The organism is Pseudomonas sp. ANT_H12B, assembly GCF_008369325.1.
Taxonomy (GTDB): Bacteria; Pseudomonadota; Gammaproteobacteria; order Pseudomonadales; family Pseudomonadaceae; genus Aquipseudomonas.
In genome coordinates this window covers 275,180-300,114 of the sequence record NZ_VOBI01000005.1, presented here as the reverse complement: position 1 = coordinate 300,114, position 24,935 = coordinate 275,180, and the positions used below count along the sequence as shown (strand labels likewise).

The following is a 24,935-nucleotide window of genomic DNA, read 5'->3' as shown; positions in this document are numbered from 1 at the left end:
GGATTATCACGCAATTCCACGCTTCATATAATAAAAACAGACACTTTAATGAGGGCATGGAATATGACGCTTCGCCTCTTTTTCCATAGTGATGACCTCAAGGCCGATGTGGAAGTCCTGGATTGCACACCCCACGAGAACGAATTCGCCGTGGTGCTGCGCGCAACACTGTTTCACCCACAGGGCGGCGGGCAGCCCTTTGACACCGGCTGGATCGGCGAAAGCCGAGTGCTGCGTGTGGTTCAGGACCCGGACCGGATCATCCATTACGTCGAACACCCGGTAAAACTCGGCATGACCCAGATTCGGGTCGATGAGCAACATCGCCAGTTCAATACCCGCATGCATTCCGCGGGTCATTTGATCGGCCATTTCGTCCAGGCCATGGGCTGGATGCCGATCAAGGCGCATCACTGGCCGGGCGAAGGACGCGTGCAATTCAAACCGACGGATTCAGCACAGGACGTTGATGCCCAGACTATCGAGTACGGCATTGAGCAGTGGATCGCCCATGACCTGCCACGTCTGACCTCGTTGCGCGAAGGCGCACGGGAAATCGGTTTCGGTGAACTGCCGGCCTACGGCTGCGGCGGCACCCACGTACGTAGCCTGAAGCATTTGGGCACAGTCACGATCGCTTCCGTTTCACAGAAGAAAGGAACGCTGTCTGTTCACTACGACGTGAGCTGAGCATTTGGGCGTTGCCACGCTTGGTATTGCCTGACGCCGGGGAGCCCGCATTCGCGGGTTTCGTTGACTATCTGATAGATGGACCTAAACCATGATGCTTGACGTCGAGCGTCTCGATGAGACGTGCATAAAAAAACTGGCCAATGAAGAAGTCCTCGCCATCCGCGTCAAAGGCTTTTTGCCTGCGCCACTGGCGATTCAGATTGGCGACAAGATCCTCGCCCCGGGCTTCGAAGGCTACATCAACGCGCCGAGTATCGGCCGCATCGGCATGGCGTTTTATGAAGCGGAAAACCAGCCGCTGTTGATCGAAGATTATTTCGAGCGCGCCACCCGCAACATCGCGGAGTTGCGCAACCGTTGTGCGCCCTACTCGTCTCCGGTCGATACGCTGCGCTGCATGCTCGACGAGTCCTGGCCGGCCGGTGCGCACCTTGAAAATCTATACGGCCGCAAAATGTATGTCGGGTTGTCCCGGGTGGTGAAACCCGGCGTGTGCTTTCTTGCCCACCACGACATTTTCGCCAAGGACGCCCCCGACAGCTTCCAGGCCAGAAGCCTGGAAGCACAGTTCGCCTGCAACGTTTACCTGAATATGCCGACCGAGGGCGGTGCGCTGCAGATGTGGGACGACGACATTTCCCCGGACCAGTTCGACGAAATGCGGGGCGACAGTTACGGCATCGATCCAGCCCTGCTCGGCCCTCCAAGCCTGGAGGTTCGGCCTGAATCGGGTGACTTCATCATGTTCAATTCGCGCTGCATGCACTCGGTGACTCCGGGTGTGGCCGATCCGCGACTGAGCCTTTCGTTCTTTGTCGGTTATCGCGGCAATGCTTCACCCCTTACTTTCTGGAGTTGAGATGTTTTCAAATTACCTGGGCGAGTTTCTGGCGCTGGCGACTATTCACTTTCTGGCCGTGATCGCACCCGGACCGGACTTCGCAGTGACCATCCGCCAGAGTGTGCGTTTCGGCCGCTTGGTAGGGATCTGCACGGCACTGGGCATCGGCGCGGGAATTTCCGTGCATGTGCTTTACACCCTGCTCGGTGTCGGCGCGTTGATGCACACGACGCCCTGGCTGTTGACGGTCGCCAAGGTCGTGGGTGGAGCCTACATTCTGTACCTCGGTGTCAGCCTGTTGCGCAGCAAACCCAAATCCGTGCTGGAGGGCGACAAAAGCGCCGATGAACCGGTCGTCGAGCAAACGCTGCTGAAGGCGTTCACCACAGGGTTTCTGACTAACGCTACCAACCCCAAAGCGACGCTGTTTTTCCTGGCGATCTTCACCACCATCATCAGCGCCACGACACCGCTCAAGATCCAGGCGCTTTACGGGGTCTGGATGTGTTTTGTGAATGCGCTTTGGTTTGTGATCGTCGCGCTGTTCTTTTCCAGTGCCCGGGTAAGACTGCTATTTATGCGCATGGGGCACTGGTTCGAACGCACCATGGGGGTGATTCTCATTCTGTTCGCCGGGCGCCTGATTCTGTCGATGTAAAACCTGCGCCCATGCAAAAGAACCGCGCAGCCTGACCGGCGGGCCTTTTTCGTTTCTGCGTCGCTTTTGCCTTTGTGTGCGACAGATCCCGCTTCAGGGACTCCCCTACAGCTCCCTCATGGTGTTAGCTTTGAAACGTTTCTGACTTATCGATCAGACACTTCCCACAAACTGCCTGCAAAGGAATGCCCTCAGCAATGGATTTCTCACTCAAGCATCTGGCCGCGTCAACCCTGATACTGGCAAGCCTTTCGTCGGTCACCCTGCCTGCGCAAGCCAACATCACCCCGCAACAGAGCGCCACTATTCTCAAGACTTTCAGTGACGCATCGGTCACGGATTTCAGGCAGTTCCTGGGAAGCCTGGCCAAGAGCGACCTTGGTAAAACCAACGACCTCGGCCCGGCCATCAGCGCCTTCCAGGGCAATAAGACCCTTACCGCTGAACAGCAAAACGAGATCCATCGCCTGCTGGGCCTCTACGCTCGGGTGAAATACGGCAAAGCTGCCACCGAGACCCTGCGCGAGCTGGTGGCCATCCCGACCTTCCAAGTGGAAGGTGTTGCCCAGCACGACAATCCTGAATTCATCAAGATCGCCGACAAGATCAAGGGTCTGGCCGAGGCCTTCAACCTGAACTTTCGCAACATCGACAACCGCGTCTATGAAATCTCCCTGGAAGGCAGTGGTGATGAAGTCGTGGGCATTCACGCGCATGCCGATGTGGTGCCGGTGACGCCGGAGAACTGGGTTCTGAAAGACGGCACCCGACTCGATCCGTTCAAGGTCACCCTGATCGGCGATCGCATGTATGGCCGGGGCACCGAAGACGACAAGAACGGCATTGTGGTGGCGATGTATGCCATGAAGATCATCAAGGAAGAAAAACTGCCGCTGGCCAGGAATTTCAAACTGTTGGTAGACACCACCGAGGAAACCACTGGCGACGCCATCCCCTATTACTTCGAACACAACCCGACACCCAACTACAACCTGGCGCTGGATGGCGGCTACCCGGTGGTGATCGCCGAGAAAGGCTATGGCACCGTCATGGCGAACTTTGCCAAGCGCAAGGCTGATGGCAAGGGCGCTGAAATCGTCTCGATGACGGGTGGCATGGCCACCAACCAGATTCCATCGACATCGGTCGCCACCCTGCTGAGTGAGAAACCTGCTGAACTAGCCGCCAGCCTGCAGAAGGCCGGTGCTGATTATGCCAAGCGCAACGGTGGCAATTTCGAGGTGAGCGCCAAGGTCGTCGGCAAGGACGTCAAGTTGACGGTCACCGGCGTTTCCGCCCACTCCTCCGAGCCCGAGTCAGGCGTCAACCCGGTGGCCAGGATGCTGGACTTTATCAACGGCCTCGACGGAAAAGTTGCGCTCAAGCACAACCACATTACCGACGCCGCCCGTTACGCTTCTGACAACTGGGGGCTGGATTACCTGGGTGGCAAATTGGGGGTCGGCTTTTCCGATGAGTTCATGGGCCCGCTGACCACTTCCCTGACCTATGTCGCGATGGATGACAAAGTCTTCAAGCTCGCGGTCAACCTGCGGGTGCCGAAGGGTGAGTCCCCGGAAGCGCTCAAGGCAAAAATTGCTGAAAAGATTAGCGCCTGGAGCAAGAAGACTCACGTTGTGGCGACCTTCGACTACTCAATCGCCGAGCCGATGTACCGCAACCCTGAGGGTGAATGGGTCAAGGCCCTGCTGGCGGTGTCCACTGAAAACCTGGGCATGGAACACAAGTTCGGTTCCTCCGCTGGCGCCACTTCGGTCCATGAGCTGCCCAATGGCGTGCAGTTCGGCCTGGCCAGGCCTGAGGTCAAGTACACCGGCCATACCGACAACGAGTTCAAGACTGTCGACCAGTTTCTGCTGGACTTGCAGATCGTGACCGAAATGATGGGACGCATCGGGCAGATGCCGAAGCTCTGATGCACTTTCGGACCCGCTGTGCTGGCGGGTCCATTGCGCTAATACCGTCGTGAAGTCGAGAGGCTATACAAAATGTGGGAGCGGGCTTGCTCGCGAAGGCGTTCTATCAGTTGATTCATTTGTTGACTGATACACCGCTTTCGCGAGCAAGCCCGCTCCCACACAAACAAAAACGCCGCTCATTGCTGAGCGGCGTTTTTGTTAAATATGGAGCGGGAAACGAGACTCGAACTCGCGACCCCGACCTTGGCAAGGTCGTGCTCTACCAACTGAGCTATTCCCGCAAATGGCGTCCCCTAGGGGACTCGAACCCCTGTTACCGCCGTGAAAGGGCGGTGTCCTAGGCCACTAGACGAAGGGGACACGCTAACTGAAATACATGGTGTGTATTCCAGTGCCCAAATCCGTATCCGAAGATATCGGTTCTGGTTTCACTCAGCCCTGCCCGAAAGCAAAGCTGTTTAAAATTGGAGCGGGAAACGAGACTCGAACTCGCGACCCCGACCTTGGCAAGGTCGTGCTCTACCAACTGAGCTATTCCCGCATTGGCGTCCCCTAGGGGACTCGAACCCCTGTTACCGCCGTGAAAGGGCGGTGTCCTAGGCCACTAGACGAAGGGGACACACGTACAACATTCACTTCCTACCGCGTTTCGCTGTGTGCTTTACGCTGTAAGTGGCGCGCATTCTATGGATGGATTGAGGGGGCGTCAACCCCCAGATATAAATTTATTTAAATCAATGACTTCGACCTGCTTTGCAACACTAATCCGGGTTTTCCGTCACCCAGCGGTTGACGCCTATATTCTGACACTCGCCAAGGCGCTATAGTCCTCCCACGCGACAGATGATGGCAATGTGCACCTCGCACGCCATCACTTATATAAGCAGGAACGCGGCCGATACAAGCAGTGCAGTTGCCGATTCAACTCGCCGAGCGGCGCTATGCGCCCCAATGCCAAGCCACTACACTCGCAACGCGAACCCTATAAAGAGGTCTTACCGGTGACACCACTCATGATCACCCTGCTAGTCGTAGCCGGGATCGCACTATTGATCGCCATTGGCTACATGAACCATGTGGTGGAAAACAATAAGCTGGAAAAGGCCCGCGCCAAGGTTGAGCTCAACGATCGCCTGCGTCGCTGCGGCGAAATCACCGAGACCTTCCCCGGCCAGTTGATGACACCGGCGCTCAAGCTGCTGTTGACCCGCCTGGAACTGAACGTCTGCCAACGCCTGCTCAATCTGGAAAAAACCAGCGCCAACCTCAAGGCACGGATCAGCGAACTGAGCGCCTTGGTTGCCCAAGGCGAATCGATTCCGGTCAACAACCCGCCAGCACCGATCCAGACCGAAGCCAAAGCCAAGGACGTGCGCTTCCTGCTCGAAGCCCTGCACGGCCAAATCACTCGCGCCGCACAGGACGGCTTCTTGCCGACCAACGAAGCCAAACGCTGGATACGCGAAGTTCGCCACATCCTGGTCCTGCTGCACATCGAATTCTTCAACAACCTTGGCCAGCACGCCCTGCAACAGAATCAGCCAGGCCAGGCCCGCCTGGCATTCGAACGCGGCGTGCAATACCTGCGCAAACAGCAGGAACCGCAGGTTTACGCCGAACAGCTGGAATACCTGGAAAAACTCCTGGCGCGCGCCAACGCACAAGTCATGGACAACATCGCCCCGGTTGAAGGCGAAGTGAACCAGTTGACCGAAGGCCTCAAAGACGTCGAGGCAGATGCAGACTGGAAGAAAAAAGCGATCTACGACTGATCAGAGAAAGCAGAAAAGCCACCGAGACAGGTGGCTTTTTTTTGCGTTGAGTTTAATGGCGAGTACTTCCCAGAGAGATTGGTTGGCTGTCAGGCCGCCATCGCAGGCAAGCCAGCTCCCACATCCAATCGCCATACACCCAGCAAGCATCAGAGCCGGAAGTGCCCCACCATCCCTTTCAACTCAACCCCCAACTGCGCCAGCTCAATACTGGAAGCCGCATTCCCCTGCATCGCCAACGAAGACTGATCCGCACTGGCGCGAATGCTCGTCACACTGCGATTAATCTCCTCAGCCACCGAACTCTGCTCCTCGGCAGCCGCCGCAATCTGCTGATTCATCTGCTGAATCAATGACACCGCCGCCGCAATGCTCCCCAACGCACTCTCGGTCTGCAACGCATCACTCACCGCCAGCTTCACCAACTCGCCACTGTTCTGAATCTGCTCAACTGAAGACTGCGCCGCCGAGCGCAAGGCACTGACCAGTCGCTCAATCTCCTCGGTCGATTGCTGGGTCCGCCTGGCCAGTGCCCGCACTTCATCGGCCACCACCGCAAAGCCCCTGCCCTGCTCACCAGCCCGCGCCGCTTCAATGGCCGCATTGAGGGCCAACAGGTTGGTCTGCTCGGCCACGCTCTTGATGACGCTGAGCACCGTGCCAATGTTCTGGATCTCCGCACTCAAGCTTTCGATGCTCGAACTGGCCGAAGTGGCCGAATCCGCCAATTGCTCGATTCGCGCCATACTCTGACGCACCACCTGCTGCCCACTTTCAACCTTGCCATCGGCCGTCTGCGCCGCCTGGGCGGCCTCCTCCGCATTACGCGCAACGTCGTGCACGGTGGCCGTCATCTGATTCATCGCCGTGGCGACCTGCTCGGTTTCTTCCTTCTGGCTGCTGACTTCAAGATTGGTCTGCTCGGTCACCGCCGACAGCGATTGCGCTGAACTGGCCAGTTGCTCGATGCCCGCCTGCAAACCGCTGACAATACTGCTGAGCCCCGCCCCCATCTGTTGCATGGCCTGCATCAACTGGCCGATCTCGTCCCGGCGGGTCACTTCAACCGTCGCACTCAAATCGCCAGCGGCGATCTGTTGAGCAACACGGATCACACTGCGCAGCGGTGTCACGATCAATCGGGTAATGACCCATGCAGCAATCAGCCCGACCAGCAACGCCAGTGCCGAGGAGCCGATGATCAGCAGCGAGTTCTTTTTCAGCTCCGTCTGCATCGATTGGTCTTCGGCGACATAGGCCTGATCCACCCGCTCCACCACCTGTCCGGCGCGTTGATGCAGTTGCTCATAGACGGTCTTTTCCTGCGCCAGCAGGCCGGTGTACTCGGCGAGTTTTTCGCTGAAACCGCCAATGTGCCCGACCACTTCATTGAGGACAGTCTGGTAACCCTCATCCTTGACCGTGGTTTTCAGCTGCTGGGCCTGGGTCAGCGCCTGGTCGGCCTGCTCGATCTTGCCCTGCCCTGCGCCGTCGTCGCCCTTGCGGCTCTGGTTCAGGCGCACACGGGCTTCGTTCATCGCCTGCAGCATCAGCCGCGACACCTGGCTGACCTGACTGGCTTGTTCTATGAACTGCGCACCGTCCTTGCCCTCGGATTCCTTCAGCGCATAAGCGCCGTCATCGGCCAGCCCGGCCTGCAGCACGTCGAGGTTATTGGCGACACTGGACACCGACCAACTGGCCATTTCCAGTGCCAGGTCCTTGGCCTGGCTGAGGGAGACGAACTCGTCAAAGGCCTTGCGATAAGCTCCCAGGGACTGCTCGACGTCATTCATCACCGGCACGTTGGCCGCTGTCTGCGCTTTGAGTTCGTTGGCCAGAGCGATCAGGCCGACAACACCTTCGCGCAGGGCATCGGCGGTTTTCGGGGTGCCGTGCAAGGCGTATTCCTGTTCGAGCAGTCGCACCTTGAGCAAACCGCTGTTGAGCGACGACATTTGCTTGAGCCCTTCGAAACGCTGGCTGATGGTTTGCAGGGACCATACGCCGATGGCCGCCACCAAGGCGGTCAACAACAGCACCAGTACAAACCCCACCCCCAGTTTTTTCGCCATACCGAGGTTGGCAAAACGTCCTTGCACGGCCGAAATCATTGCACTTAGTCCCCTGACATAGTCTGTTGACGCAGATTCGCAACGGGCCTGTACCAACACAAGTCTCTGGCGTCGGAATAATGGCAAAAAGCTACGCCCACGTCGTTTTCAGAACGCTTTAGGTCGATCCAGAGCGGTAGCCTGAAAAAATGCCCGGGCTCGCGGATCACAGGCATAAGCCACATTGATACGCTGCCAGTCACTGGCCTCACCGGTGGGGCTGAAAGCACTCGCAGAAGACAGCAATACACCAAAGCGCCGGGCCTGTGTGCGCACCTGAGCGTAGTCGGACATCCGTGATCGCGCCCAGATAAACAGCCCCCCGACGGGCTTGCCGAAAACCTCCCACTCGGCGTCTTCAAGCACTTGCAATGCTGCCTCCCTGTCACTGCTCAAACGTTGGCGCTGACGCTGCACCAACTTGCGATAGGCACCGCTGGCCAGCAGGCTTGCCAGCACCGATTCGCAAAACCGTGAAGCGCCCATGCTGCTGATCATCTTGACCTCGGCCAGTCGCGAAACAACATCGGCGCCGGCCACTACAAAGCCGACCCGCAATGAACTGCTGAGGGTTTTGGAGTAACTGCCAACGTAGATCACGTTGTCATCCAGAGCCGCAAGCCGTGTACCGGGGCCGCAGTGCAGATCCGCATAAACGTCGTCTTCGATGACCCGCACGCCATGGGTCTTGGCCAGTTGTAGAACCCGTTGCGCCACCAACGGCGCCAGGTTGCTGCCAGTCGGGTTGTGATAGAAGCTGTTGATGAATAACCCGCGCGGACGGTACTTGAGCATCAGCGCCTCAAGTGCTTCGATGTCTGGCCCGCGCGGGGTTCGCGGTACCTCGAGCATGCTGACACCGTGCAGCCTGAGAAGATCGAACAACAAGGAATAACCTGGATTCTCCACCACCACGCAATCACCCGGCTTGAACAAGGTGCGTACGATCAGGTCAAGCCCCTGACTGGCACCCGCCGTTGTCAGGATGCGATTTTCTTCCACCGCGATATCCAGTTGTTTCAGGCGTTTGAGGATCTGCTGGCGCAAGGCTGGCAGTCCCAATGGCGTGCTGTAGTTGAACAGGCCGGCCATGTCGGTGCGGCAAACCTGACGGACCGCGTAGCTCAGGTCGTCAGTCTCGCACCAGCTTTCGGGTAATCCGCCACAGCCCAGCTTCAGCTCGTTCAAGGTGCCGTTCTGCTTGACTTCTGCGCCCTCAAACCACGAGCCATCCCATTGCCCCTGCTCGAACTGCGCAGGGGCGGCAACACAGAAACCCGCGCCATGACGTGACGCCAGGACCCCCTGAGCCACCAGACGCTCACAGGCTTCCACGACACTGGACTGACTGAGTAAATTGATTCGCGCGATTTGCCGCACGGAAGGCAAACGCGTGCCCGGTGGCGCCTCGCTCCGATGGAGCCAGCCGGCTAGTGCGTCGACGATTTGCTGTACGACCGGCACCAATGCCTGTCGATCGATTCTCAATTCCATGAGCAAGCAAACTCCTGTTCGTTTTGCGGGAAACAGTTAATCACAGGAGCGGTCGACGGGATGTGCGACAACGCCGCCAAAACCCTCGGTTCTAACCATTTGAAACACATTGTTGGTGTTTTCACGGAACCATGAAAAAACAGCAAGGCTGCTCAATTGAAACTATCTGGAGGCAAACGAAAAACCTGTGAGCGAGCTTGCTCGCGATGATGGAGTGTCAGTTGACATTAATGCTGTCTGACACACCGCAATCGCGGGCAAGCCCGCTCCCACAGGTTCCGTGTTTCCTACGTATCAGCGTCTGGTTTCAGAACGCCGTAACACCACCATCCACTGCCAATGAGTGTCCGGTAGTGAACGCAGCACCGTCGCTGCACAGATATAGCACCGCGCTGGCGATTTCCTCGACCTTGCCGATGCGACCCACCGGGTGCATGGCATTGGCGAACTCACCTTTTTTCGGGTCGGCTTCATAGGCACGGCGGAACATGTCGGTATCGATCACCGCCGGGCACACCGCATTCACGCGGATCTTTTTCTTGGCGTATTCGATGGCCGCCGATTTGGTCAGGCCGATCACCGCGTGTTTCGACGCCGCGTAGATACTCATCTTCGGCGCAGCACCAAGGCCGGCGACCGAAGCGGTGTTGACGATCGCGCCGCCACCTTGGGCCAGCAACAATGGCAACTGGTACTTCATGCACAGCCAGACGCCTTTGACGTTGACGCCCATGATCGCGTCGAACTCATCGAGCGTGCCTTCAGCCAGTTTGCCTTTCTCGATCTCGATGCCGGCGTTGTTGAAGGCGTAGTCGAGACGACCGTAGGTATTCACCACTTCGTCCATCAGATTTTTTACATCGCCTTCCAGGGTGACATTGCAGCGCACGAAGGTTGCTTCGCCGCCCGCCGTACGAATCAGCGCTACCGTGCCTTCGCCACCGGCCGTGTCCATGTCAGCCACCACCACTTTCAACCCTTCCGCGGCGAATGCCTGGGCGGTCGCGCGGCCAATACCATTGGCGCCACCCGTTACTACGGCGACCTGGCCGGAAAACGTCATGCTCATTGTTATGTCCTCGAAGAGAAGAATGCGGGGGAATTGCGTGTTCCCAGTCTAGCCACAGGCATAACCAGCGCGGCAGCACTATCAAAGGGCCGGTTGGGCGCCCATGAGTCGCAGTGATAGAATCGCCGGCCTGATTATCACTGCACTGGATCGATGTGCATTCGCCGCATCAGCCAAACTTGCGGCTTCGATGATGAAGGTCTATCAACAAGGCTTCATTCATCTTGAGTGCCTGTCATGACTACCCAGACCAATCGCCAGTTCCTGCTTGCCAAACGACCGGTGGGCGCGGCGACCCGCGAGACCTTCACCTATCAGGAAGTACCGGTCGGCGAGCCGGCTGCGGGTCAGATCCTGGTCAAAAACGAATACCTGTCCCTGGACCCGGCCATGCGTGGCTGGATGAACGAGGGCAAGTCCTACATCCCGCCGGTGGGAATCGGCGAAGTCATGCGAGCATTGGGTGTAGGCAAAGTCGTTGCCTCAAACAATCCGGGGTTTGCAGTTGGGGATTACGTGAACGGTGCCCTGGGTGTGCAGGATTACTTCCTCGGCGAGCCACGAGGCTTCTATAAAGTCGATCCGAAACTGGCGCCGCTGCCGCGCTACTTGTCCGCACTGGGCATGACCGGGATGACCGCCTACTTCGCCCTGCTCGACGTCGGCGCTCCCAAGGCCGGTGACACCGTGGTGCTGTCGGGCGCTGCCGGTGCGGTGGGCAGCATTGCCGGGCAAATTGCCAAAATCAAAGGTTGCCGCGTGGTCGGGATTGCCGGTGGCGCAGACAAGTGCCAGTTCCTGATCGACGTACTGGGTTTTGATGGCGCTATCGATTACAAAAACGAAGACGTCCATGCCGGCCTCAAGCGCGAATGCCCAAAGGGGGTCGACGTGTACTTCGATAACGTCGGCGGCGATATTCTCGACGCGGTGTTGAGCCGTCTGAACATGAAGGCACGCGTGGTAATTTGCGGCGCTATCAGCCAGTACAACAACAAGGAAGCGGTCAAAGGCCCGGCCAACTATTTGTCGTTGCTGGTCAACCGTGCGCGGATGGAAGGCTTTGTGGTGATGGACTATGCCGCGCAGTTCGCCGCTGCCGGGCAGGAGATGGCCGGCTGGATGGCCAAGGGGCAACTCAAGAGCAAGGAAGACATTGCGGAAGGTCTGGAGACGTTCCCGGAGACGCTGATGAAGCTGTTCAGCGGCGAGAATTTCGGGAAGTTGGTGTTGAAGGTTTAACGCTGTAACTGACTAAATCAAAACCCTGTGGGAGCGGGCTTGCCCGCTCCCACAGGTTTAGCGGTGTTTAGGCAATTTCGGCGACTACATCGGCCAACGCCTTGGCAGGATCCGCCGCCAGGCTGATCGGACGGCCAATCACCAGATAATCGGAACCTGCATCCAGCGCCTGACGCGGGGTCAGAATACGGCGCTGATCGTCCTGTGCGCTGCCGGCCGGACGAATCCCCGGGGTCACCAGTTGCAGCGACGGGTGAGCCGCTTTCAGGGCCTGGGCTTCCAGGGCCGAGCACACCAGACCGTCCATCCCGGCTTTTTCCGCCAGTGCAGCCAGACGCAACACTTGCTCTTGCGGCTCAATATCCAGGCCGATACCCACCAGATCTTCACGCTCCATGCTGGTCAGCACGGTCACGCCGATCAGCAGCGGTTTCGGGCCGGTACGCTGGTCGAGCACTTCGCGGCACGCGGCCATCATGCGCAGGCCACCGGAGCAGTGCACGTTGACCATCCACACGCCCATTTCCGCAGCAGCCTTGACGGCCATGGCGGTGGTGTTCGGGATGTCGTGGAACTTGAGGTCCAGGAATACTTCGAAACCCTTGTCACGCAGGGTACCGACGATTTCCGAAGCGCAACTGGTGAACAGTTCTTTGCCGACTTTGACCCGGCACAGCTTTGGGTCCAACTGATCGGCCAGCTTCAGTGCGGCGTCACGGGTGGGGAAATCCAGGGCGACGATGATAGGAGTCTGGCAGGCGGACATGAGTGGGCTCTCAGGCAGGTCGAAATCGGCGCGCATTGTAGCGGAACCGGCGCCGCTGCGGGACCCGATGATCGGTAAATCGTCGAAGCGGCTCAGCCAAGACTAACCTTTTGAGCAATTGTGTCGAGCTCGATACACAGCCGACACGTCTACAACACCCTTGCCCGCTACCCTCGCCAGCCGCAACACGTCCTTACAGCACTTCCGCCTAATGGCTGGACGCCTATGCTGAAGCCACAACCTCGCGGCCTATCTTTGTGGTTGGCAGCCTACCTGGCAGATGAACGCACGCATGCACAGCCCCCCATCAACGACGATCAAAAAGCGCCGACCGACGACAAACGCTGGAACATTCGCGCCCTGATCGTCGACGATGACGTCCCGATCCGTGAACTGATGATCGACTACCTGGCCCGGTTCAACATTCACGCCAGCGGCGTCACCGACGGCACCGCGATGCGCCTGGCGCTGCAAGGGGAGCATTTCGACGTGGTGGTGCTCGACCTGATGCTGCCCGGCGAAGATGGTTTGTCGCTGTGCCGCTGGCTGTGCGCCGAGTCGGACATCCCGATTCTGATGCTCACCGCCCGCTGCGAACCCACCGACCGGATCATCGGCCTGCATAAACCTTCACAGGCTTGATCGTTCCCACACTCTGCGTGGGAATGCATCCCGTGACGCTCTGCGTCACATCCCGAAGTGGAACGCGGAGCGTCCCTGGCGGCGGATCAGGGGCGGCGATCTTCAACCCGCGACTGGCTCTTGCTCCAGTCGGTCAGCAAGCTGTAGGCCACGGCCAACAACGTCGGGCCAATGAACAGACCGATAAACCCAAAGGCAATCAACCCACCAAACACCCCAAGCAGCACAATCACCAACGGCAAATTCCCACCCCGACTGATCAGGTAAGGCTTAAGCACGTTGTCGACCCCACTAATGATGAACGTCCCCCAACACCCGAGAAACACCGCCATCCCATACTCACCCTTCCAGGCCAGCCAGGCTGTGGCGGGAATCCACACCAATGGCGGCCCCATCGGAATCAGACTCAGCAGGAAGGTCACAATACCGAGCACCAGCGCCCCGGGAACCCCTGCAATCAAGAACCCGATCAACGCCAGTACCGCCTGCGCCGCCGCCGTCCCGATGACACCGTTCACCACCCGCTGCACCGTACCGGCCACCAGCTCAATGTAATACCCGGCGCGGTCACCAATCAGCCGCTCCAGCAACCCGTGAACAAACCCCGCCAAACGCGGCCCGTCACGGTAGAAAAAGAACACGAAGACGATACTCAGCGTCAGCTCGAGAATCCCGCCGCCAATCTGTGCACTGCGCGCCAGCAACCAGTTGCCGACCTGCCCCAGATAAGGTTTGACCGCCACCATCATCGCCGCGCCCTGCTGATCGATGCTGTTCCAGATCCCCACCAGCCGTTCGCCGACCAACGGAACACTGCCCAGCCAGACAGGCGCCTCAGGCAGGCCATCGACCTGCACATCCTTGATGAACGCCGTCGCATCGCGCACATGGTCCGCCAGGTTGAACCCAAGCCAAACCAACGGCACCGCCACCACTAACATCCACCCCAACGTCAGCAATGCCGCCGCCAGAGACTCGCGACCATTGAGCCAATGAGTCAGCAAACGCATCAGCGGCCAACTGGCAAACGCCAGCACCGCGCCCCAGAACAGCGCCGACCAGAACGGCGCCATCACCCAGAAGCTCGCGCCAAACAGCACCAGGAGCAGGACCTGCACCAACAGCCGATCATTATTGATCATTTGAATCTCGAAAAAGTCAGTTCGCAAAAGAGTAGGCGAACGCGCAAGCGCGCTCGCCAGGTGAAGCTTATCGCAACAGTTCGATGTGCAAACCAGAGCCTTCGACACTGCCGGCTTCCATCCGGGCGGTACGCACGCCCTGCCCGATCAGTGCCTGACGCCAGACTTCGGCTTTCGGCCCGGAAACACTGATCCGCAACGTGGTGTCCAGATTCAACCCGCGGGAGATCAGGCGCAGCCAGGTATCGTCAGGATCTCCGGTCAGTTTGGGGAAATCGAGTTCACCGGTGCTTTTGAGTTCTCTAAGCAAGGTTGCAGAAGTCGGCAGCAAATCGCCCAGCGGCGCAGCGGCGTCGAACTGTTCGACATGCAGATAGGCTTTGCGATTGCCGCGGGTGATGCTGTAAAGCGCAACCAGTGTGTTGTCCTGTGGCGCCGCCAGACGCAGCAGCAGATACGCCTGCTGATCATCAGCGCCATAGAGCTTGGCGTTGCTGAAGACTTCATTGGCCCACAGGCTGCTTTCACCGCAATCACGCGCCTGGCACCAGAACAGCAGCTCGGCGTCCTGCTTCTGCAGGGCTTCACGAGCAGCGGTAAAGGCATCGTTAGAGGAATGTTCAGGCGGCAGTTCGTAGGTCGCCGAGGTGGTTTGCCCTCGCGCGCTGACCTGACCGTCGAAACGCAATTGGCCGCTGATCTTGCGAATCGAACCCATCGGGTAGATCCGCTCAAGCTCTACCGTCGGGCGATAGTCGACGATCTGCGCATCGGTAATACGCGGCACGATCGGCAGGTCCTGGCTACCCGGGACATCGGCGGCAAACAACAGGGGACTGGAACAACACAATGCCAGCAGGCTGAGTGAACGCATGGTCAGGCTCATCGGATCAGCATGGCCTGGGCACCCTTGACGACGCTGGCGTCATCGATGCGTTCGGGCACCAGCAAACCACGCTGCACCGCCGGACGCGCCTCCATGGTTGCCATCCAGCGTTGCAAGGCCGGCAAGCCGTCCACCGAAACGCCCGACCACTCGTAACCACGCACCCAAGGGAAGGTCGCGATGTCGGCAATGCTGTACTCACCCGCCAGAAACTCTACGTCTTGCAGACGGGTGTCGAGCACTTCGTAGAGGCGACGGGTTTCATGCTGGTAACGGTCGATGGCGCCCTGGAGTTTTTCCGGGAAGTAGCGGAAAAACACGTTCGCCTGACCCTGCATCGGGCCGATTCCACCCATCTGGAACATCAGCCATTGCAATACCACCGAGCGCCCCTTGGGGTCCTTGGGCAGCAATTTGCCGCTCAGCTCCGCGAGGTAAATCAGGATGGCGCCGGATTCGAACACGGCAAAATCGCCGTTGGCGCGGTCGACAATCGCCGGAATCCGGCCATTGGGATTGATCTTGAGGAAGTCCGCGGACTTCTGTTCCTTTTTGTCGAAACTCAAGGCGTGCACCGTGTAGGGCAGGCCGAGTTCCTCGAGCACGATAGAGACCTTGTGGCCATTCGGGGTCGCAGCGGTGTAGAGATCTATCATGGTTGTCTCCCATTTCAACCCGCCCAGCCTCGACAGTTGCCCGGCGCAAGTCAAGGAACGGCGAAAAACCGATTGAAACAGTCTGCGACAAGGTCGGCGCCGGGTTCGTCATTCAGGTGCAAATGATGGCCGCCGGGCAGCTGTTCACGGCTAAAGGGTAGACGCTCCAGCAACTCGGGATGTTTGGCGAGCATGCCGTCGGCAGCGACCACCAGTTTGGCAGGACAACTGACCCGCTGGACGAAAGCCATTGCCTGTTCGGTTGTCAGTCGCAGCGGCGATGGCAGTGTGAGGCGGTTGTCGGTGCGCCAGGTGTAACCGCCCGGCACCGGCATCAGTCCACGCTGGGCCAGCAGTTCGGCGGCTTCACGACTGACCGCCACCAGCCCTTTCATGCGTGCTTCGATGGCGCGGTCGAGCGTGTTGTAGACCGGTTTGCGTTTCTCGCGCAAATCCAGCTGCGCTTGCAGGGCCATGCCCATTCTTTCGGCAGCATTTTCGCCTTTGTCGGTAGGAGGAATGATGCCGTCGATCAACGCCAGATGGGTCACCCGCTCCGGCAACGAACCGGCCAGCACCAGCGAAACAATCGCACCCATGGAATGCCCCAGCAGCGCGAAGCGCTTCCACCCCAGTTGTTCGGCGACTTGCAGCACGTCATGGGCGTAGTCCCACAACGCGTAACCGGCACCGCTCGGACGATGCCCGGAATGACCGTGACCGGCCATGTCCAGCGCAATAATGCGCAAGCCTTTGAGCTTCGGCGCCAGTCGGGCAAAGCTGTTGGCGTTGTCCAGCCAGCCGTGCAAAGCGATCACCGGCAAGCCGTCTTCGGGGCCGAACAGGTGTGCTGCCAGTTCGATATGCGGCAGGCTCAGGCGGACTTCTTCGACGACGCTGCTCATGCGCAATCCTGTTGGCGGCGACCTTCCCAGCGACTGAAGAGGTCTTTCAGCAGTGTGGCGGTGTCTTGCGGACGCTCGAGGGGAAACATATGGCCACCGGGCATGGTCAGGGACTCGCCCAACGGCATGCGCCCGACGAAATTGGCGTGATGGCGCATCACCACGCGGCTCTTGTGCCCGCGAACCACCGCCAGCGGCACCTTCAGCTGACGTGCGCGGCCGGGGCTGGTGTGCGGCACGCCACGATAGATGCTGATTTCCGTGGCCGGGTCGAACCGCAGGCGCAGCTTGTCGCCAACCTTGTGCAAGCCGTGTTGCAGATAAGCATCGAAGCATTCCGGATCGAAGCCGCGAAACAGGGTTTTGCCGGCGAAATAGCTTCGGGCGCTTTCGATGTCAGCGAACTCTTCTCGACGCCCCAGCGTACGGCCAGCAGGCGTCAACTTATCGATGAAGCCAAAACGCTTGGCGGCGCGGATGACCCACTGATCGGCCCGGGTCAGCACCGGCGAATCGAGCATAACCACACCGCGATAGAGTTCAGGGCAACGCAGCGCCGCGTGCAAGTGCAACACGCCACCGAAGGAATGGCCCACGCCCCAGATCGGCTCGGGTTGCTGCTTCAGATGATGGATCAGTTCGTCCACCAGGTTCTGCCAGTTGTCGTCCGCCGGGAAACGCGGATCGTGGGCATGCTGTTCCAGATGCGTCACCTGATATTCAGGCGCCAGCGCCGCGAACAACTTGCCGTAGGTACCCGAAGGAAAACCATTGGCGTGGGCGAAAAATATCTGCTGCGACATACCGGCAAATCCATGAGCGAGAACAGGCGTTGATTGTCTGTAAGCCAGTCGCGAACCGCAATGACCGTAAGTGCCAGGAATGATGACAGCCTCGTTTCAGCCATGAAAAACAACCGGAGCATTCTCCGGGTCATCGTACCTACCTGTTATTTCTGACAGTTGACACCCCAGGAGCAACCGAGAGTAACTGCACCTGTTCCGGCGCTCTTCAGGGAGTTCTGCAGTCATGCACGCGCAAACACCGACAGTCACCGTAAAGGACCCGCGAGGGCTCAACGTTGCCAACGTGTCTTACTGCCGTGACGCGCCTGGCAAGACGCCAGAGCCTCGGGTTAACCGCCAACTCTACAATGCCGTTGGCCACCCTACGGTGAGTTGGGACCCTCGTCTGTTCAAGCTGCTGGAGACAGAACCGGATGCCCGACCCAACCTGAAGACGGTCTTCAGTCTCACCGGCAATCCCCTTAGCAGCGATAGTGTGGACGCGGGAATCCGGTTGGTGTTGTTCGGTGTGGCCGGTCAAAAACTCGTGAGTTGGGACAGTCTGTTCACTCAGGTCCAGACCCACTACGACTTGTTGCTGCGCCCCGTCAAAACTGTCGAGCGGGCGTCAGGCAAACTCGCAAGAACCAGTGCCTGTTATGCCTATGGTGTTGCAAGCCGCGCATTTGCGCTGCGCAATCAATGTGGTCGGCTGATCCGTCATGATGACAGTGCCGGCACGGTGCACTTCAGCGTCTTCGCGCTGATTGGCGGAGTCATCGAGCAGACCCGACATTTTCTCGAAGAACTGGACGAGCCGGACTGGCCCGCTGACGAAGCCGCGCGAGACCTGCTGCACGAAGCCGGCACCGGCGCGACAACCCGAAATAAATACAATGCCATGGCATTCGCAATCAGCCAGGAAGATGCGCAAGGCAACGTCCGGTTCTCACGCCTGAATGTTGCCGGTCAACTCAGCGAGACAAGCCTGCAACTCGCCGCGCAAACGCAAGAAACACCACTGCTGAGCGCCATTCACTACAACGCTTTTGGCAACATCGAGCGCCAGACCGCCGGCAATGGTGTGATCAGTGAAGCCCATTACTGCCCTCGCGACGGTCGCTTGCTGGAGCTCAAGGCCTGTCTTCCTGACAAACCACTGCTTCAGCACCTGAGCTACCGCTACGATCGGGTCGGCAATATCCTCAGCATCAGCGACGCAACCCTGCGCACCCGTTTCTTTCGCAACCAGAAGGTCGAACCGACCAACACCTTCACGTACAACACTTTGTATCAACTGATCGAGGCAAATGGTTGGCAGCGAATCAGAAGCCAGTTGGGTCCCCAACAGCCAGTCTTTGAATCACCCCCCGACCCCGGACAACTGGAGAACTACCGCCAGACCTACTCGTACGATTGCGCTGGCAACCTGACCGAACTGATTCACAGCGCTGCCAGCCACAGCCAGACGCAGCGCATGTGTATTTCCAAATACAGCAATCGGGGCCTGGTACAAAAAGCTGACGGCGAGTTACCCACCGAAAGTGAAATCGCTGCCGGATTCGATGCCAACGGCAATAAAAAACTTCTGCTGCCGGGTCAGGATCTGATCTGGAGCCTGAATAACCGTCTGCAACAGGTCGATCAGGTGGTGCGTGAAGACGCACCGAACGACTCTGAAATTTACATTTACGACGAGGCCGGTCTGCGCCAACGGAAAATCCGTATCGCTTCTACCGGCACCTTAACGCGCACTCACGAGGTGCGATATTTACCCGGCCTTGAAATCCGCAAGTCGCCTGATGAAATCCTGCACGTCATTTCAGTGCCTGCCGGGCATTGCACCGTGCAGATTTTCCACTGGGAAAAAGGTGGTCCATCAGCCGTTGCCACGAACCAACTGCGCTACTCCCTGAACGATCATCTGGGCTCCAGCACTTTGGTGTTGAACGACCAGGCAAAGCTGATCAGTCTGGAACGTTACTATCCGTACGGAGGAACGGCGTGGTGGGCCGGGAGCGACAGGATAGAGGCCGGTTATTCAACCCTTCGCTACTGTGGCAAAGAGCGCGATGCAACCGGCTTGTATTATTACGGTGCCAGGTACTACTCGCCCTGGTGGCAACGCTGGCTCAATCCCGACCCGGCGGGGACCGTCGATGGCCTGAACCTTTATCAGTTTGTCCGAAGCAATCCCGTGACCCTTTTCGACCCTGACGGCCGCAACCCTCAACAGGCGATCGAAGCCTTCAATCATATGTTGAGCCAAGGGAGTGCATGGCGGCAGCTTGATACGGGAGATGATGGCCTGACGACCTTTCAGCAGCAGTCAGGGAAAAACATCAGGCAGCTTGAAGATCGGCTTAGTGAATCAATCGAACTCGAGTCCGCCGAGGCACTTTTTCTCGATGAATTCAGTAAAAGCCCCTTCCACCTCGTCCATTTTTCCGACAAGGATCTTCGCAAAAACGATGTGGTTGAACTCTATTCCAGAAAACAACTTGTCGAACGTCAGCTGATTTTCAATGAAAACAATACAGCTGAGGGCGACTTGACCTCACTGGGAACCGACGACTTTGTTTTCTTCTCACTGGAGGCGCAAAGAGAGCCGGCCAAACCCAGCAGCCGATTCGGCGACAAACGCTACAGGACTCCTTTTTCGACATTGCAGGACAGTGGTCAGGCGCAATATTCCCTGCTTCAGAGTCTCGATATCATTCTCCCAGCCAGCCGGCCAAAGGGAGCTCCTGCCTGGGTAAAAGATGCTCGTGCATACGGAAGAGACTTCGCTTTGAGGGACAACGAGGATGAAGACACTCAACGTCATGGGGCAATGTTCGTGGGCGAGGACATGATTCGCGGGATGGGGCTCAACGTCATGATTGATGTTCTGAACTACGCCGAGGATGCCGGAGACACCCTCTACGATGTGCCTGCTGACAGGCTGATGAATGACCTCTATCGCCCTCAGGTACTGGTTCCACACTCTGTCCGGTTGAAACCGCAGAAATACAGCTACCAGCAGACACGCCCGAAAGGTTGAGGCTGCGCACCGATATCTCTTCGCCGCCGGCCCCACTGAATCTCAACGAGCCGGCGGTGTTTGCCCCAACGGCACAACCGCCATGGTCAACCGCGACACACAACTGGCCTTGCCCTCATCGCTGGTCAAGCGGATATCCCAGACATGTGTCGTGCGCCCAATGTGAATCGGCTTGGCCACCGCCGTCACCCGTCCACTGCGCAGACCACGCAAATGGTTGGCGTTGATTTCCAGGCCCACGCAATAAAATTTGCTGGCATCGATGCACAGGTAGCTGGCCATGGAGCCGACGGATTCGGCCAGCACCACCGAGGCGCCGCCGTGCAGCAAGCCGTAAGGCTGGTGAGTGCGGTGGTCGATGACCATGCTCGCGGTCAGGGACTCTTCATCGAAGGCTTCGAAGCGAATATCCAGCACTTCGCCGATGGTGTTTTTCTGGATTGCGTTCAACTGCTCGATGTTGGGAGTGGTACGCCACAGACTCATCGCAGATTTTCCTTTGTTGGTTTTATTCGTGGCTCAATCCTGCCACAGCACCGCTTCGCTGCGCTCGCTCCATTCTTCGAAACGGGCGCCATACGTTGCTTCGATCACGTTGCGCTTGATCTTCAAGGTCGGCGTCAGGAAGCCGTTTTCCACCGCCCAACTGTCCTTGACCACCACCAGACGGCGCAAGCGCTCATGTTTGTCGAGGGCACCGTTGACCTCCTCCAGGAGTTTTTCCAGACTTGAATGCAGACCTGCGCGCGCCGTTCCGCCAGCGTCCTGCTGCCCGACCGCCGAGAGCACGCACAAGCCCAGCGGCGCGCTCAAACCATCGCCGACCACGCAGACCTGTTCGATCCGCGAATGCACCGCCAGACGATTCTCGATCGGTGCCGGGGCCACGTATTTGCCTTTGCTGGTCTTGAAGATTTCCTTCAGGCGTCCGGTCAGGCGCAGGTTGCCTTCGGCGTCTTCCTCGCCCTTGTCACCGGTGCGCAGGAAGCCGTCCTCGGTGATGGTGTCGGCGGTTTTCTCGGGCTCCTTGAAATACCCGAGCATGGTCGCGCCGCTACGCACCATGACCTCGCCGGACTCAGCGATCCGCACCTCGACCTCCGGGCACGGCTTGCCGATCCAGCCGGGTTTGTTCTGGCCCGGCAGGCAAATGTGCGAATAGCCGCAGCTTTCGGTCATACCATAGACCTCCAGTACATCCAGCCCGAGCTTGCGGTACCAGAGCAACAAGGTTTGCGGCACCGGCGCGGCGCCGGACAAAGCGATGCGCAAGGCATCCAGCCCAAGCCCGGCGAGGACTTTGTGCCCTGCCCGTTTGCCGATGAAGGGCAGCCCGAGCAGGAAATCGAGACGCTTGGCCGGGATCTTGCTGTACACACCCATCTGGAATTTTGTCCAGATTCGCGGCACGCCGAACAGCGCAGTCGGCCGTGCACGCTGCAAATCAGTGAGGAACGTGTCGAGGCTCTCGGCAAAGAACACGGTTTGCCCGGTGTAGATCGACGCCAGCTCGACGAACATCCGCTCGGCAACGTGGCACAGCGGCAAGTAGGACAACAGTCGATCCGATTCATTGAGGCCGAACAACTGCGTGCCGCGGGTGGTGGCAAACCCCAGATTGGCGAAGCTGTGCATCACGCCTTTGGGCAGGCCGGTGGTGCCGGAGGTGTAAATGATGGTCGCCAATTGGTCGGCGGCGGGTTGGGGGTCGTCCTGGATCGGTGAACTCGCTTGCAAGTCGGCCCAGCTGAAATCGAACGTGCCCTGCGGATGCAACGGCAGGCTGATCGTCGGCAGATAAGGGCTGACCCCGCGAGACATGCCTGGCCAGTCATCGAGTTTGCCGATAAACGCCAGCGCCGCTTCGGAGTGTTCAAGCACCTGCGCGACGGACTCAGCGGTGAGGTTCGGGTACAGCGGCACCGACACATGGCCGGCCATCCAGATCGCCAGGTCGGCAATGATCCAGTGGGCGCAGTTTTTCGAGATCAGGGCGATGTGGCTGCCTTGCGGCAGTTCGCGCGCCCGTAGCCAGTGCGCAGCGCAGCGGGCCTGATGACCGACGTCCGCCCAGGTCAGGGTCTCGACCTGTCCGCCGCCCACAGGCTGGACCAGAAAGCGCTGGCGGGGATGGCGGGCTTCGCGCTCGTAGAAGACGTCCAGCGGCAAACGAAAAGCAGCAGACATGCGACTCGCTCCTTTGTTTTTGGTCTGGAGCAAGCGTAGTCAACCAAGCAGTTGCTTGGTTGACTATTTCACACAAAAATCAGTAACGACACCGGTCCTGTGGGAGCCGGGCTTGTCCGCGATGCAGGCATTGCGGTTTATAAGATGGACTGAAGCGATGCCATCGCGGGCAAGCCACGCTCCCACAAAAGCGGTTACGGGTGCTTGATGCCTTTGAGCTTCATCGCCCCGGCCAGCGGCAAATCGCCTTCAAGCTCGGCAAGGCCGGCAGTTTTCACCGCTTCCGGGGCTTGCTCATGGCCGTGCTGCAAGTAACCCAACAGCTTGCCCACCAGCGGGTTATGACTGACCAGCAGCGCATGATCGACAGACACCAACTGCTCCGCCACCGCTTGCGGGCGGTTGTCGGGGGTCAGCCAGTCGACGGTGCGAATCTCCGGCGCGAAATTCAGCGCCGTACGCACAATTTCTGCAGTCTCTTGCGCTCGCAGGTAAGGGCTGGCATAGATCGCGGTCAGCGGCTTGCCGGCCAACTCGGCGGCAGTGCGCAGAACTTCTTCACGACCATGAGCGGTCAGTGCCCGTTCCGAATCAGGACGCTTGCCGTGTGGCTCGGCTTCACCATGACGCAATACCCAGAGTTTCATAGTTTTGGCTCCTCATCTCGGGCCGGGTGCGGTGCCGGTGCCACGACGTGCGGCGCTTCACCTTCCGGTGTACGCGGCGTTGGCCAATCGGCGAACGGCCAGGGTTTCTGGTCGCTGTGGAAGCTGCCGAACCGACCGATCTGCGCCAGGAACTGGCTCAGGCTGTCGCCGAAGTTCATCAGGCTGGCGCTCGGGGCGCCATAGATCAAACGATAGATCAACTGCACCAGCACCACGGCGCCGAGGATGAATTGCGCCACTTGCCAGACCAGCAAGAAGACGATCATCCACAACACCCGCAGCAGGATGGATTCGTACTTGGCTTCTGTTTTCGGATCGTTCATGTCTCGCTCCCTGACTCTGTAGATCGGTCGGCTGTCGATAAATTCATTTGAAATCGCTGGTGGAAATAAAGTCGACGTCGGTCTTCGGTTCGGCGCGCATCAACAGCGCAATCACCTGATCAAGCGTGCGCCCTTCGAACAGAATCGCGTGCAGCCCGGCGACCAGCGGCATATACACGCCAACCTCCTGAGCCTTGGCCTTGAGCACCTTGAGGGTGTTCACCCCTTCGGCAACTTCACCCAGGCGCGTCACCGCGTCTTCCAGGCTCAAGCCCTGGCCGAGAGCGAACCCGACCTGATAGTTACGGCTTTTCGGCGACGAGCAGGTCACGATCAGATCGCCCACGCCCGCCAGCCCCAGAAAGGTCATCGGGTTGGCGCCCTGATTCACCGCGAAGCGGGTCATTTCTGCCAGTGCCCGGGTGATCAGCATGCTCTTGGTGTTTTCGCCCATGCCCAGCGCCACGGCCATGCCGGCGATGATTGCGTAGACGTTTTTCAGCGCCCCGCCCAATTCCACGCCGAAACGGTCGGCGCTGGCGTACACGCGAAAGGTGCGACCGTGCAGCGCTTCCTGAACCCGCTGGCACAGCTCTTCGTCTTCGCTGGCGACCACCGTGGCGGTCAGCGCGTGCTCGGCGATTTCACGGGCCAGGTTCGGCCCGGACAGAACACCGATGCGCGCTTGCGGGGCGATGTCGTCAAGAATCTCGCTCATCAGTTTGAACGTGTGGGCCTCGATGCCTTTGGTCAGGCTTACCAGCAACTTGCCGCTCAAACGTTCAGCGTGAGGTGCCAGTACCGACCGCAGCGCGCTCGATGGCAGCGCGACAAAACACAGGTCGCAGGCTTCCAGAGTGGCCAGCAGGTCGGTGACCGCCTCGACCGCCGGGAGAATCTTGATGCCTTTGAGGTAACGCGGGTTCTCGCGATTGACCCGAATGGCCTCGGCCTGCTCGGGGTCACGCATCCACAGCAGGACCTGATGCCCGTTCTCGGCCAACAAATTAGCCACGGCGGTACCAAAACTTCCGCCTCCCAGGACCGCAATTGGGCGCTGTTCAGTCATATGCAATCCGTTAATCCATAGCAGTGGCGATGTCGGCATT

The 24,935-nt window shown here is 58.9% G+C and carries 21 protein-coding genes, 4 tRNA genes and 2 pseudogenes; 8 read left to right on the top strand and 19 right to left on the bottom strand.

From position 1 onward, the window contains the following. Positions 1 to 63: 63 nt before the first annotated feature. From FQ185_RS11000 to FQ185_RS10985, 4 genes are all read left to right on the top strand, one after another. A complete protein-coding gene (locus tag FQ185_RS11000) occupies positions 64 to 690 on the top strand; it encodes an alanyl-tRNA editing protein (RefSeq protein ID WP_149417455.1) in 627 nt (208 codons plus the stop codon). A gap of 91 nt (positions 691 to 781) precedes the next feature. Beyond that, on the top strand, positions 782 to 1,552 hold the full coding sequence (locus tag FQ185_RS10995; RefSeq protein ID WP_149417454.1) for a 2OG-Fe(II) oxygenase: 771 nt from the start codon (positions 782 to 784) through the stop codon (positions 1,550 to 1,552). Between the two features lies 1 nt (position 1,553). Continuing rightward, positions 1,554 to 2,192, top strand: a complete 639-nt coding sequence (locus tag FQ185_RS10990; protein WP_149417453.1) for a LysE family translocator — start codon at positions 1,554 to 1,556, stop codon at positions 2,190 to 2,192. A 197-nt stretch (positions 2,193 to 2,389) separates the two neighbouring features. After that, positions 2,390 to 4,129, top strand: coding sequence for a dipeptidase (locus tag FQ185_RS10985; RefSeq protein WP_149417452.1), 1,740 nt, complete (start codon positions 2,390 to 2,392; stop codon positions 4,127 to 4,129). A 208-nt stretch (positions 4,130 to 4,337) separates the two neighbouring features. Here FQ185_RS10985 and FQ185_RS10980 read toward each other — a convergent pair. The 4 genes from FQ185_RS10980 to FQ185_RS10965 form a co-directional block, all read right to left on the bottom strand. Further along, positions 4,338 to 4,413, bottom strand: a tRNA-Gly gene (locus FQ185_RS10980). A 3-nt stretch (positions 4,414 to 4,416) separates the two neighbouring features. Further along, positions 4,417 to 4,492 (bottom strand) — tRNA-Glu (locus FQ185_RS10975). A 105-nt stretch (positions 4,493 to 4,597) separates the two neighbouring features. Beyond that, positions 4,598 to 4,673, bottom strand: a tRNA-Gly gene (locus tag FQ185_RS10970). 2 nt (positions 4,674 to 4,675) lie between these two features. Further along, positions 4,676 to 4,751: transfer RNA gene (locus FQ185_RS10965), tRNA-Glu, on the bottom strand. A gap of 394 nt (positions 4,752 to 5,145) precedes the next feature. On the opposite strand from FQ185_RS10965, the gene FQ185_RS10960 reads away from it, so the two are divergent. Beyond that, positions 5,146 to 5,904, top strand: a complete 759-nt coding sequence (locus FQ185_RS10960; protein WP_178113520.1) for a hypothetical protein — start codon at positions 5,146 to 5,148, stop codon at positions 5,902 to 5,904. Between the two features lie 149 nt (positions 5,905 to 6,053). On the opposite strand, the gene FQ185_RS31065 is transcribed toward FQ185_RS10960, so the two are convergent. The 4 genes and pseudogenes from FQ185_RS31065 to FQ185_RS10945 form a co-directional block, all read right to left on the bottom strand. Next, positions 6,054 to 6,917 (bottom strand): methyl-accepting chemotaxis protein, encoded by an 864-nt coding sequence (locus FQ185_RS31065; RefSeq protein WP_371926609.1) that lies wholly within the window; start codon positions 6,915 to 6,917, stop codon positions 6,054 to 6,056. Further along, positions 6,915 to 7,139, bottom strand: a pseudogene (locus FQ185_RS31060) (HAMP domain-containing protein); the annotation flags it as partial. The pseudogene FQ185_RS31060 and the gene FQ185_RS31065, both read right to left, overlap by 3 nt. Before the next feature lie 987 nt (positions 7,140 to 8,126). Next, positions 8,127 to 9,512 (bottom strand): PLP-dependent aminotransferase family protein, encoded by a 1,386-nt coding sequence (locus tag FQ185_RS10950; RefSeq protein ID WP_149417449.1) that lies wholly within the window; start codon positions 9,510 to 9,512, stop codon positions 8,127 to 8,129. Positions 9,513 to 9,819: 307 nt separating this feature from the next. After that, on the bottom strand, positions 9,820 to 10,581 hold the full coding sequence (locus tag FQ185_RS10945; protein WP_149417448.1) for an SDR family oxidoreductase: 762 nt from the start codon (positions 10,579 to 10,581) through the stop codon (positions 9,820 to 9,822). A 237-nt stretch (positions 10,582 to 10,818) separates the two neighbouring features. Here FQ185_RS10945 and FQ185_RS10940 point away from each other — a divergent pair, with 237 nt between their 5' ends. Next, on the top strand, positions 10,819 to 11,823 hold the full coding sequence (locus FQ185_RS10940) for an NADP-dependent oxidoreductase (RefSeq protein ID WP_149417447.1): 1,005 nt from the start codon (positions 10,819 to 10,821) through the stop codon (positions 11,821 to 11,823). Positions 11,824 to 11,890: 67 nt separating this feature from the next. Here the strand turns inward: FQ185_RS10940 and pyrF are convergent, their stop codons facing one another. Beyond that, positions 11,891 to 12,589, bottom strand: coding sequence for an orotidine-5'-phosphate decarboxylase (pyrF, locus tag FQ185_RS10935; protein WP_178113519.1), 699 nt, complete (start codon positions 12,587 to 12,589; stop codon positions 11,891 to 11,893). A 225-nt stretch (positions 12,590 to 12,814) separates the two neighbouring features. Between pyrF and FQ185_RS10930 the strand changes: the two are divergent. After that, a pseudogene (locus FQ185_RS10930) lies at positions 12,815 to 13,210 on the top strand (response regulator); the annotation flags it as partial. A gap of 107 nt (positions 13,211 to 13,317) precedes the next feature. Here FQ185_RS10930 and FQ185_RS10925 read toward each other — a convergent pair. The 5 genes from FQ185_RS10925 to FQ185_RS10905 form a co-directional block, all read right to left on the bottom strand. Next, complete coding sequence (locus FQ185_RS10925; protein WP_149417445.1) at positions 13,318 to 14,373, bottom strand: AI-2E family transporter; 1,056 nt, start codon at positions 14,371 to 14,373, stop codon at positions 13,318 to 13,320. Positions 14,374 to 14,440: 67 nt separating this feature from the next. Continuing rightward, positions 14,441 to 15,247, bottom strand: a complete 807-nt coding sequence (locus tag FQ185_RS10920) for a DUF4892 domain-containing protein (RefSeq protein WP_149417444.1) — start codon at positions 15,245 to 15,247, stop codon at positions 14,441 to 14,443. An 8-nt stretch (positions 15,248 to 15,255) separates the two neighbouring features. Then, a complete protein-coding gene (locus FQ185_RS10915) occupies positions 15,256 to 15,915 on the bottom strand; it encodes a glutathione S-transferase family protein (protein WP_149417443.1) in 660 nt (219 codons plus the stop codon). 50 nt (positions 15,916 to 15,965) lie between these two features. Beyond that, a complete protein-coding gene (locus tag FQ185_RS10910) occupies positions 15,966 to 16,820 on the bottom strand; it encodes an alpha/beta hydrolase (RefSeq protein WP_149417442.1) in 855 nt (284 codons plus the stop codon). Then, positions 16,817 to 17,623 (bottom strand): alpha/beta fold hydrolase, encoded by an 807-nt coding sequence (locus FQ185_RS10905; protein ID WP_149417441.1) that lies wholly within the window; start codon positions 17,621 to 17,623, stop codon positions 16,817 to 16,819. Before FQ185_RS10905 ends, FQ185_RS10910 begins: the two co-directional genes overlap by 4 nt. 226 nt (positions 17,624 to 17,849) lie before the next feature. Between FQ185_RS10905 and FQ185_RS10900 the strand changes: the two genes are divergently transcribed. Further along, entirely contained in the window at positions 17,850 to 20,648 is a 2,799-nt protein-coding gene (locus FQ185_RS10900) for an RHS repeat domain-containing protein (RefSeq protein ID WP_149417440.1), read from the top strand. A gap of 42 nt (positions 20,649 to 20,690) precedes the next feature. Here the strand turns inward: FQ185_RS10900 and FQ185_RS10895 are convergent, their stop codons facing one another. From FQ185_RS10895 to FQ185_RS10875, 5 genes are all read right to left on the bottom strand, one after another. Then, positions 20,691 to 21,134 (bottom strand): hotdog fold thioesterase, encoded by a 444-nt coding sequence (locus FQ185_RS10895; protein WP_149417439.1) that lies wholly within the window; start codon positions 21,132 to 21,134, stop codon positions 20,691 to 20,693. 33 nt (positions 21,135 to 21,167) lie between these two features. Continuing rightward, positions 21,168 to 22,835, bottom strand: a complete 1,668-nt coding sequence (locus FQ185_RS10890; protein ID WP_149417438.1) for an AMP-binding protein — start codon at positions 22,833 to 22,835, stop codon at positions 21,168 to 21,170. A gap of 194 nt (positions 22,836 to 23,029) precedes the next feature. After that, positions 23,030 to 23,482 carry a phosphohistidine phosphatase SixA gene (sixA, locus tag FQ185_RS10885; RefSeq protein ID WP_149417437.1) on the bottom strand — a complete coding sequence of 151 codons (453 nt, stop codon included), beginning with the start codon at positions 23,480 to 23,482 and terminating at the stop codon, positions 23,030 to 23,032. Then, positions 23,479 to 23,826: a DUF4389 domain-containing protein gene (locus FQ185_RS10880; protein WP_149417436.1), complete on the bottom strand. Its 348-nt coding sequence runs from the start codon at positions 23,824 to 23,826 to the stop codon at positions 23,479 to 23,481. Before FQ185_RS10880 ends, sixA begins: the two co-directional genes overlap by 4 nt. 43 nt (positions 23,827 to 23,869) lie before the next feature. Further along, entirely contained in the window at positions 23,870 to 24,895 is a 1,026-nt protein-coding gene (locus FQ185_RS10875) for an NAD(P)H-dependent glycerol-3-phosphate dehydrogenase (RefSeq protein ID WP_149417435.1), read from the bottom strand. Positions 24,896 to 24,935: the final 40 nt, after the last annotated feature.

What these genes read in the sequence shown, in the direction of transcription:
- FQ185_RS11000 (WP_149417455.1), top strand. Translation starts at nt 64, where the DNA reads ATGACGCTTCGCCTCTTTTTCCATAGTGATGACCTCAAGGCCGATGTG.
- FQ185_RS10995 (WP_149417454.1), top strand. Translation starts at nt 782, where the DNA reads ATGATGCTTGACGTCGAGCGTCTCGATGAGACGTGCATAAAAAAACTG.
- FQ185_RS10990 (WP_149417453.1), top strand. Translation starts at nt 1,554, where the DNA reads ATGTTTTCAAATTACCTGGGCGAGTTTCTGGCGCTGGCGACTATTCAC.
- FQ185_RS10985 (WP_149417452.1), top strand. Translation starts at nt 2,390, where the DNA reads ATGGATTTCTCACTCAAGCATCTGGCCGCGTCAACCCTGATACTGGCA.
- FQ185_RS10960 (WP_178113520.1), top strand. Translation starts at nt 5,146, where the DNA reads ATGATCACCCTGCTAGTCGTAGCCGGGATCGCACTATTGATCGCCATT.
- FQ185_RS31065 (WP_371926609.1), bottom strand. Translation starts at nt 6,917, where the DNA reads ATGGGGGCGGGGCTCAGCAGTATTGTCAGCGGTTTGCAGGCGGGCATC.
- FQ185_RS10950 (WP_149417449.1), bottom strand. Translation starts at nt 9,512, where the DNA reads ATGGAATTGAGAATCGATCGACAGGCATTGGTGCCGGTCGTACAGCAA.
- FQ185_RS10945 (WP_149417448.1), bottom strand. Translation starts at nt 10,581, where the DNA reads ATGAGCATGACGTTTTCCGGCCAGGTCGCCGTAGTAACGGGTGGCGCC.
- FQ185_RS10940 (WP_149417447.1), top strand. Translation starts at nt 10,819, where the DNA reads ATGACTACCCAGACCAATCGCCAGTTCCTGCTTGCCAAACGACCGGTG.
- pyrF (WP_178113519.1), bottom strand. Translation starts at nt 12,589, where the DNA reads ATGTCCGCCTGCCAGACTCCTATCATCGTCGCCCTGGATTTCCCCACC.
- FQ185_RS10925 (WP_149417445.1), bottom strand. Translation starts at nt 14,373, where the DNA reads ATGATCAATAATGATCGGCTGTTGGTGCAGGTCCTGCTCCTGGTGCTG.
- FQ185_RS10920 (WP_149417444.1), bottom strand. Translation starts at nt 15,247, where the DNA reads ATGCGTTCACTCAGCCTGCTGGCATTGTGTTGTTCCAGTCCCCTGTTG.
- FQ185_RS10915 (WP_149417443.1), bottom strand. Translation starts at nt 15,915, where the DNA reads ATGATAGATCTCTACACCGCTGCGACCCCGAATGGCCACAAGGTCTCT.
- FQ185_RS10910 (WP_149417442.1), bottom strand. Translation starts at nt 16,820, where the DNA reads ATGAGCAGCGTCGTCGAAGAAGTCCGCCTGAGCCTGCCGCATATCGAA.
- FQ185_RS10905 (WP_149417441.1), bottom strand. Translation starts at nt 17,623, where the DNA reads ATGTCGCAGCAGATATTTTTCGCCCACGCCAATGGTTTTCCTTCGGGT.
- FQ185_RS10900 (WP_149417440.1), top strand. Translation starts at nt 17,850, where the DNA reads ATGCACGCGCAAACACCGACAGTCACCGTAAAGGACCCGCGAGGGCTC.
- FQ185_RS10895 (WP_149417439.1), bottom strand. Translation starts at nt 21,134, where the DNA reads ATGAGTCTGTGGCGTACCACTCCCAACATCGAGCAGTTGAACGCAATC.
- FQ185_RS10890 (WP_149417438.1), bottom strand. Translation starts at nt 22,835, where the DNA reads ATGTCTGCTGCTTTTCGTTTGCCGCTGGACGTCTTCTACGAGCGCGAA.
- sixA (WP_149417437.1), bottom strand. Translation starts at nt 23,482, where the DNA reads ATGAAACTCTGGGTATTGCGTCATGGTGAAGCCGAGCCACACGGCAAG.
- FQ185_RS10880 (WP_149417436.1), bottom strand. Translation starts at nt 23,826, where the DNA reads ATGAACGATCCGAAAACAGAAGCCAAGTACGAATCCATCCTGCTGCGG.
- FQ185_RS10875 (WP_149417435.1), bottom strand. Translation starts at nt 24,895, where the DNA reads ATGACTGAACAGCGCCCAATTGCGGTCCTGGGAGGCGGAAGTTTTGGT.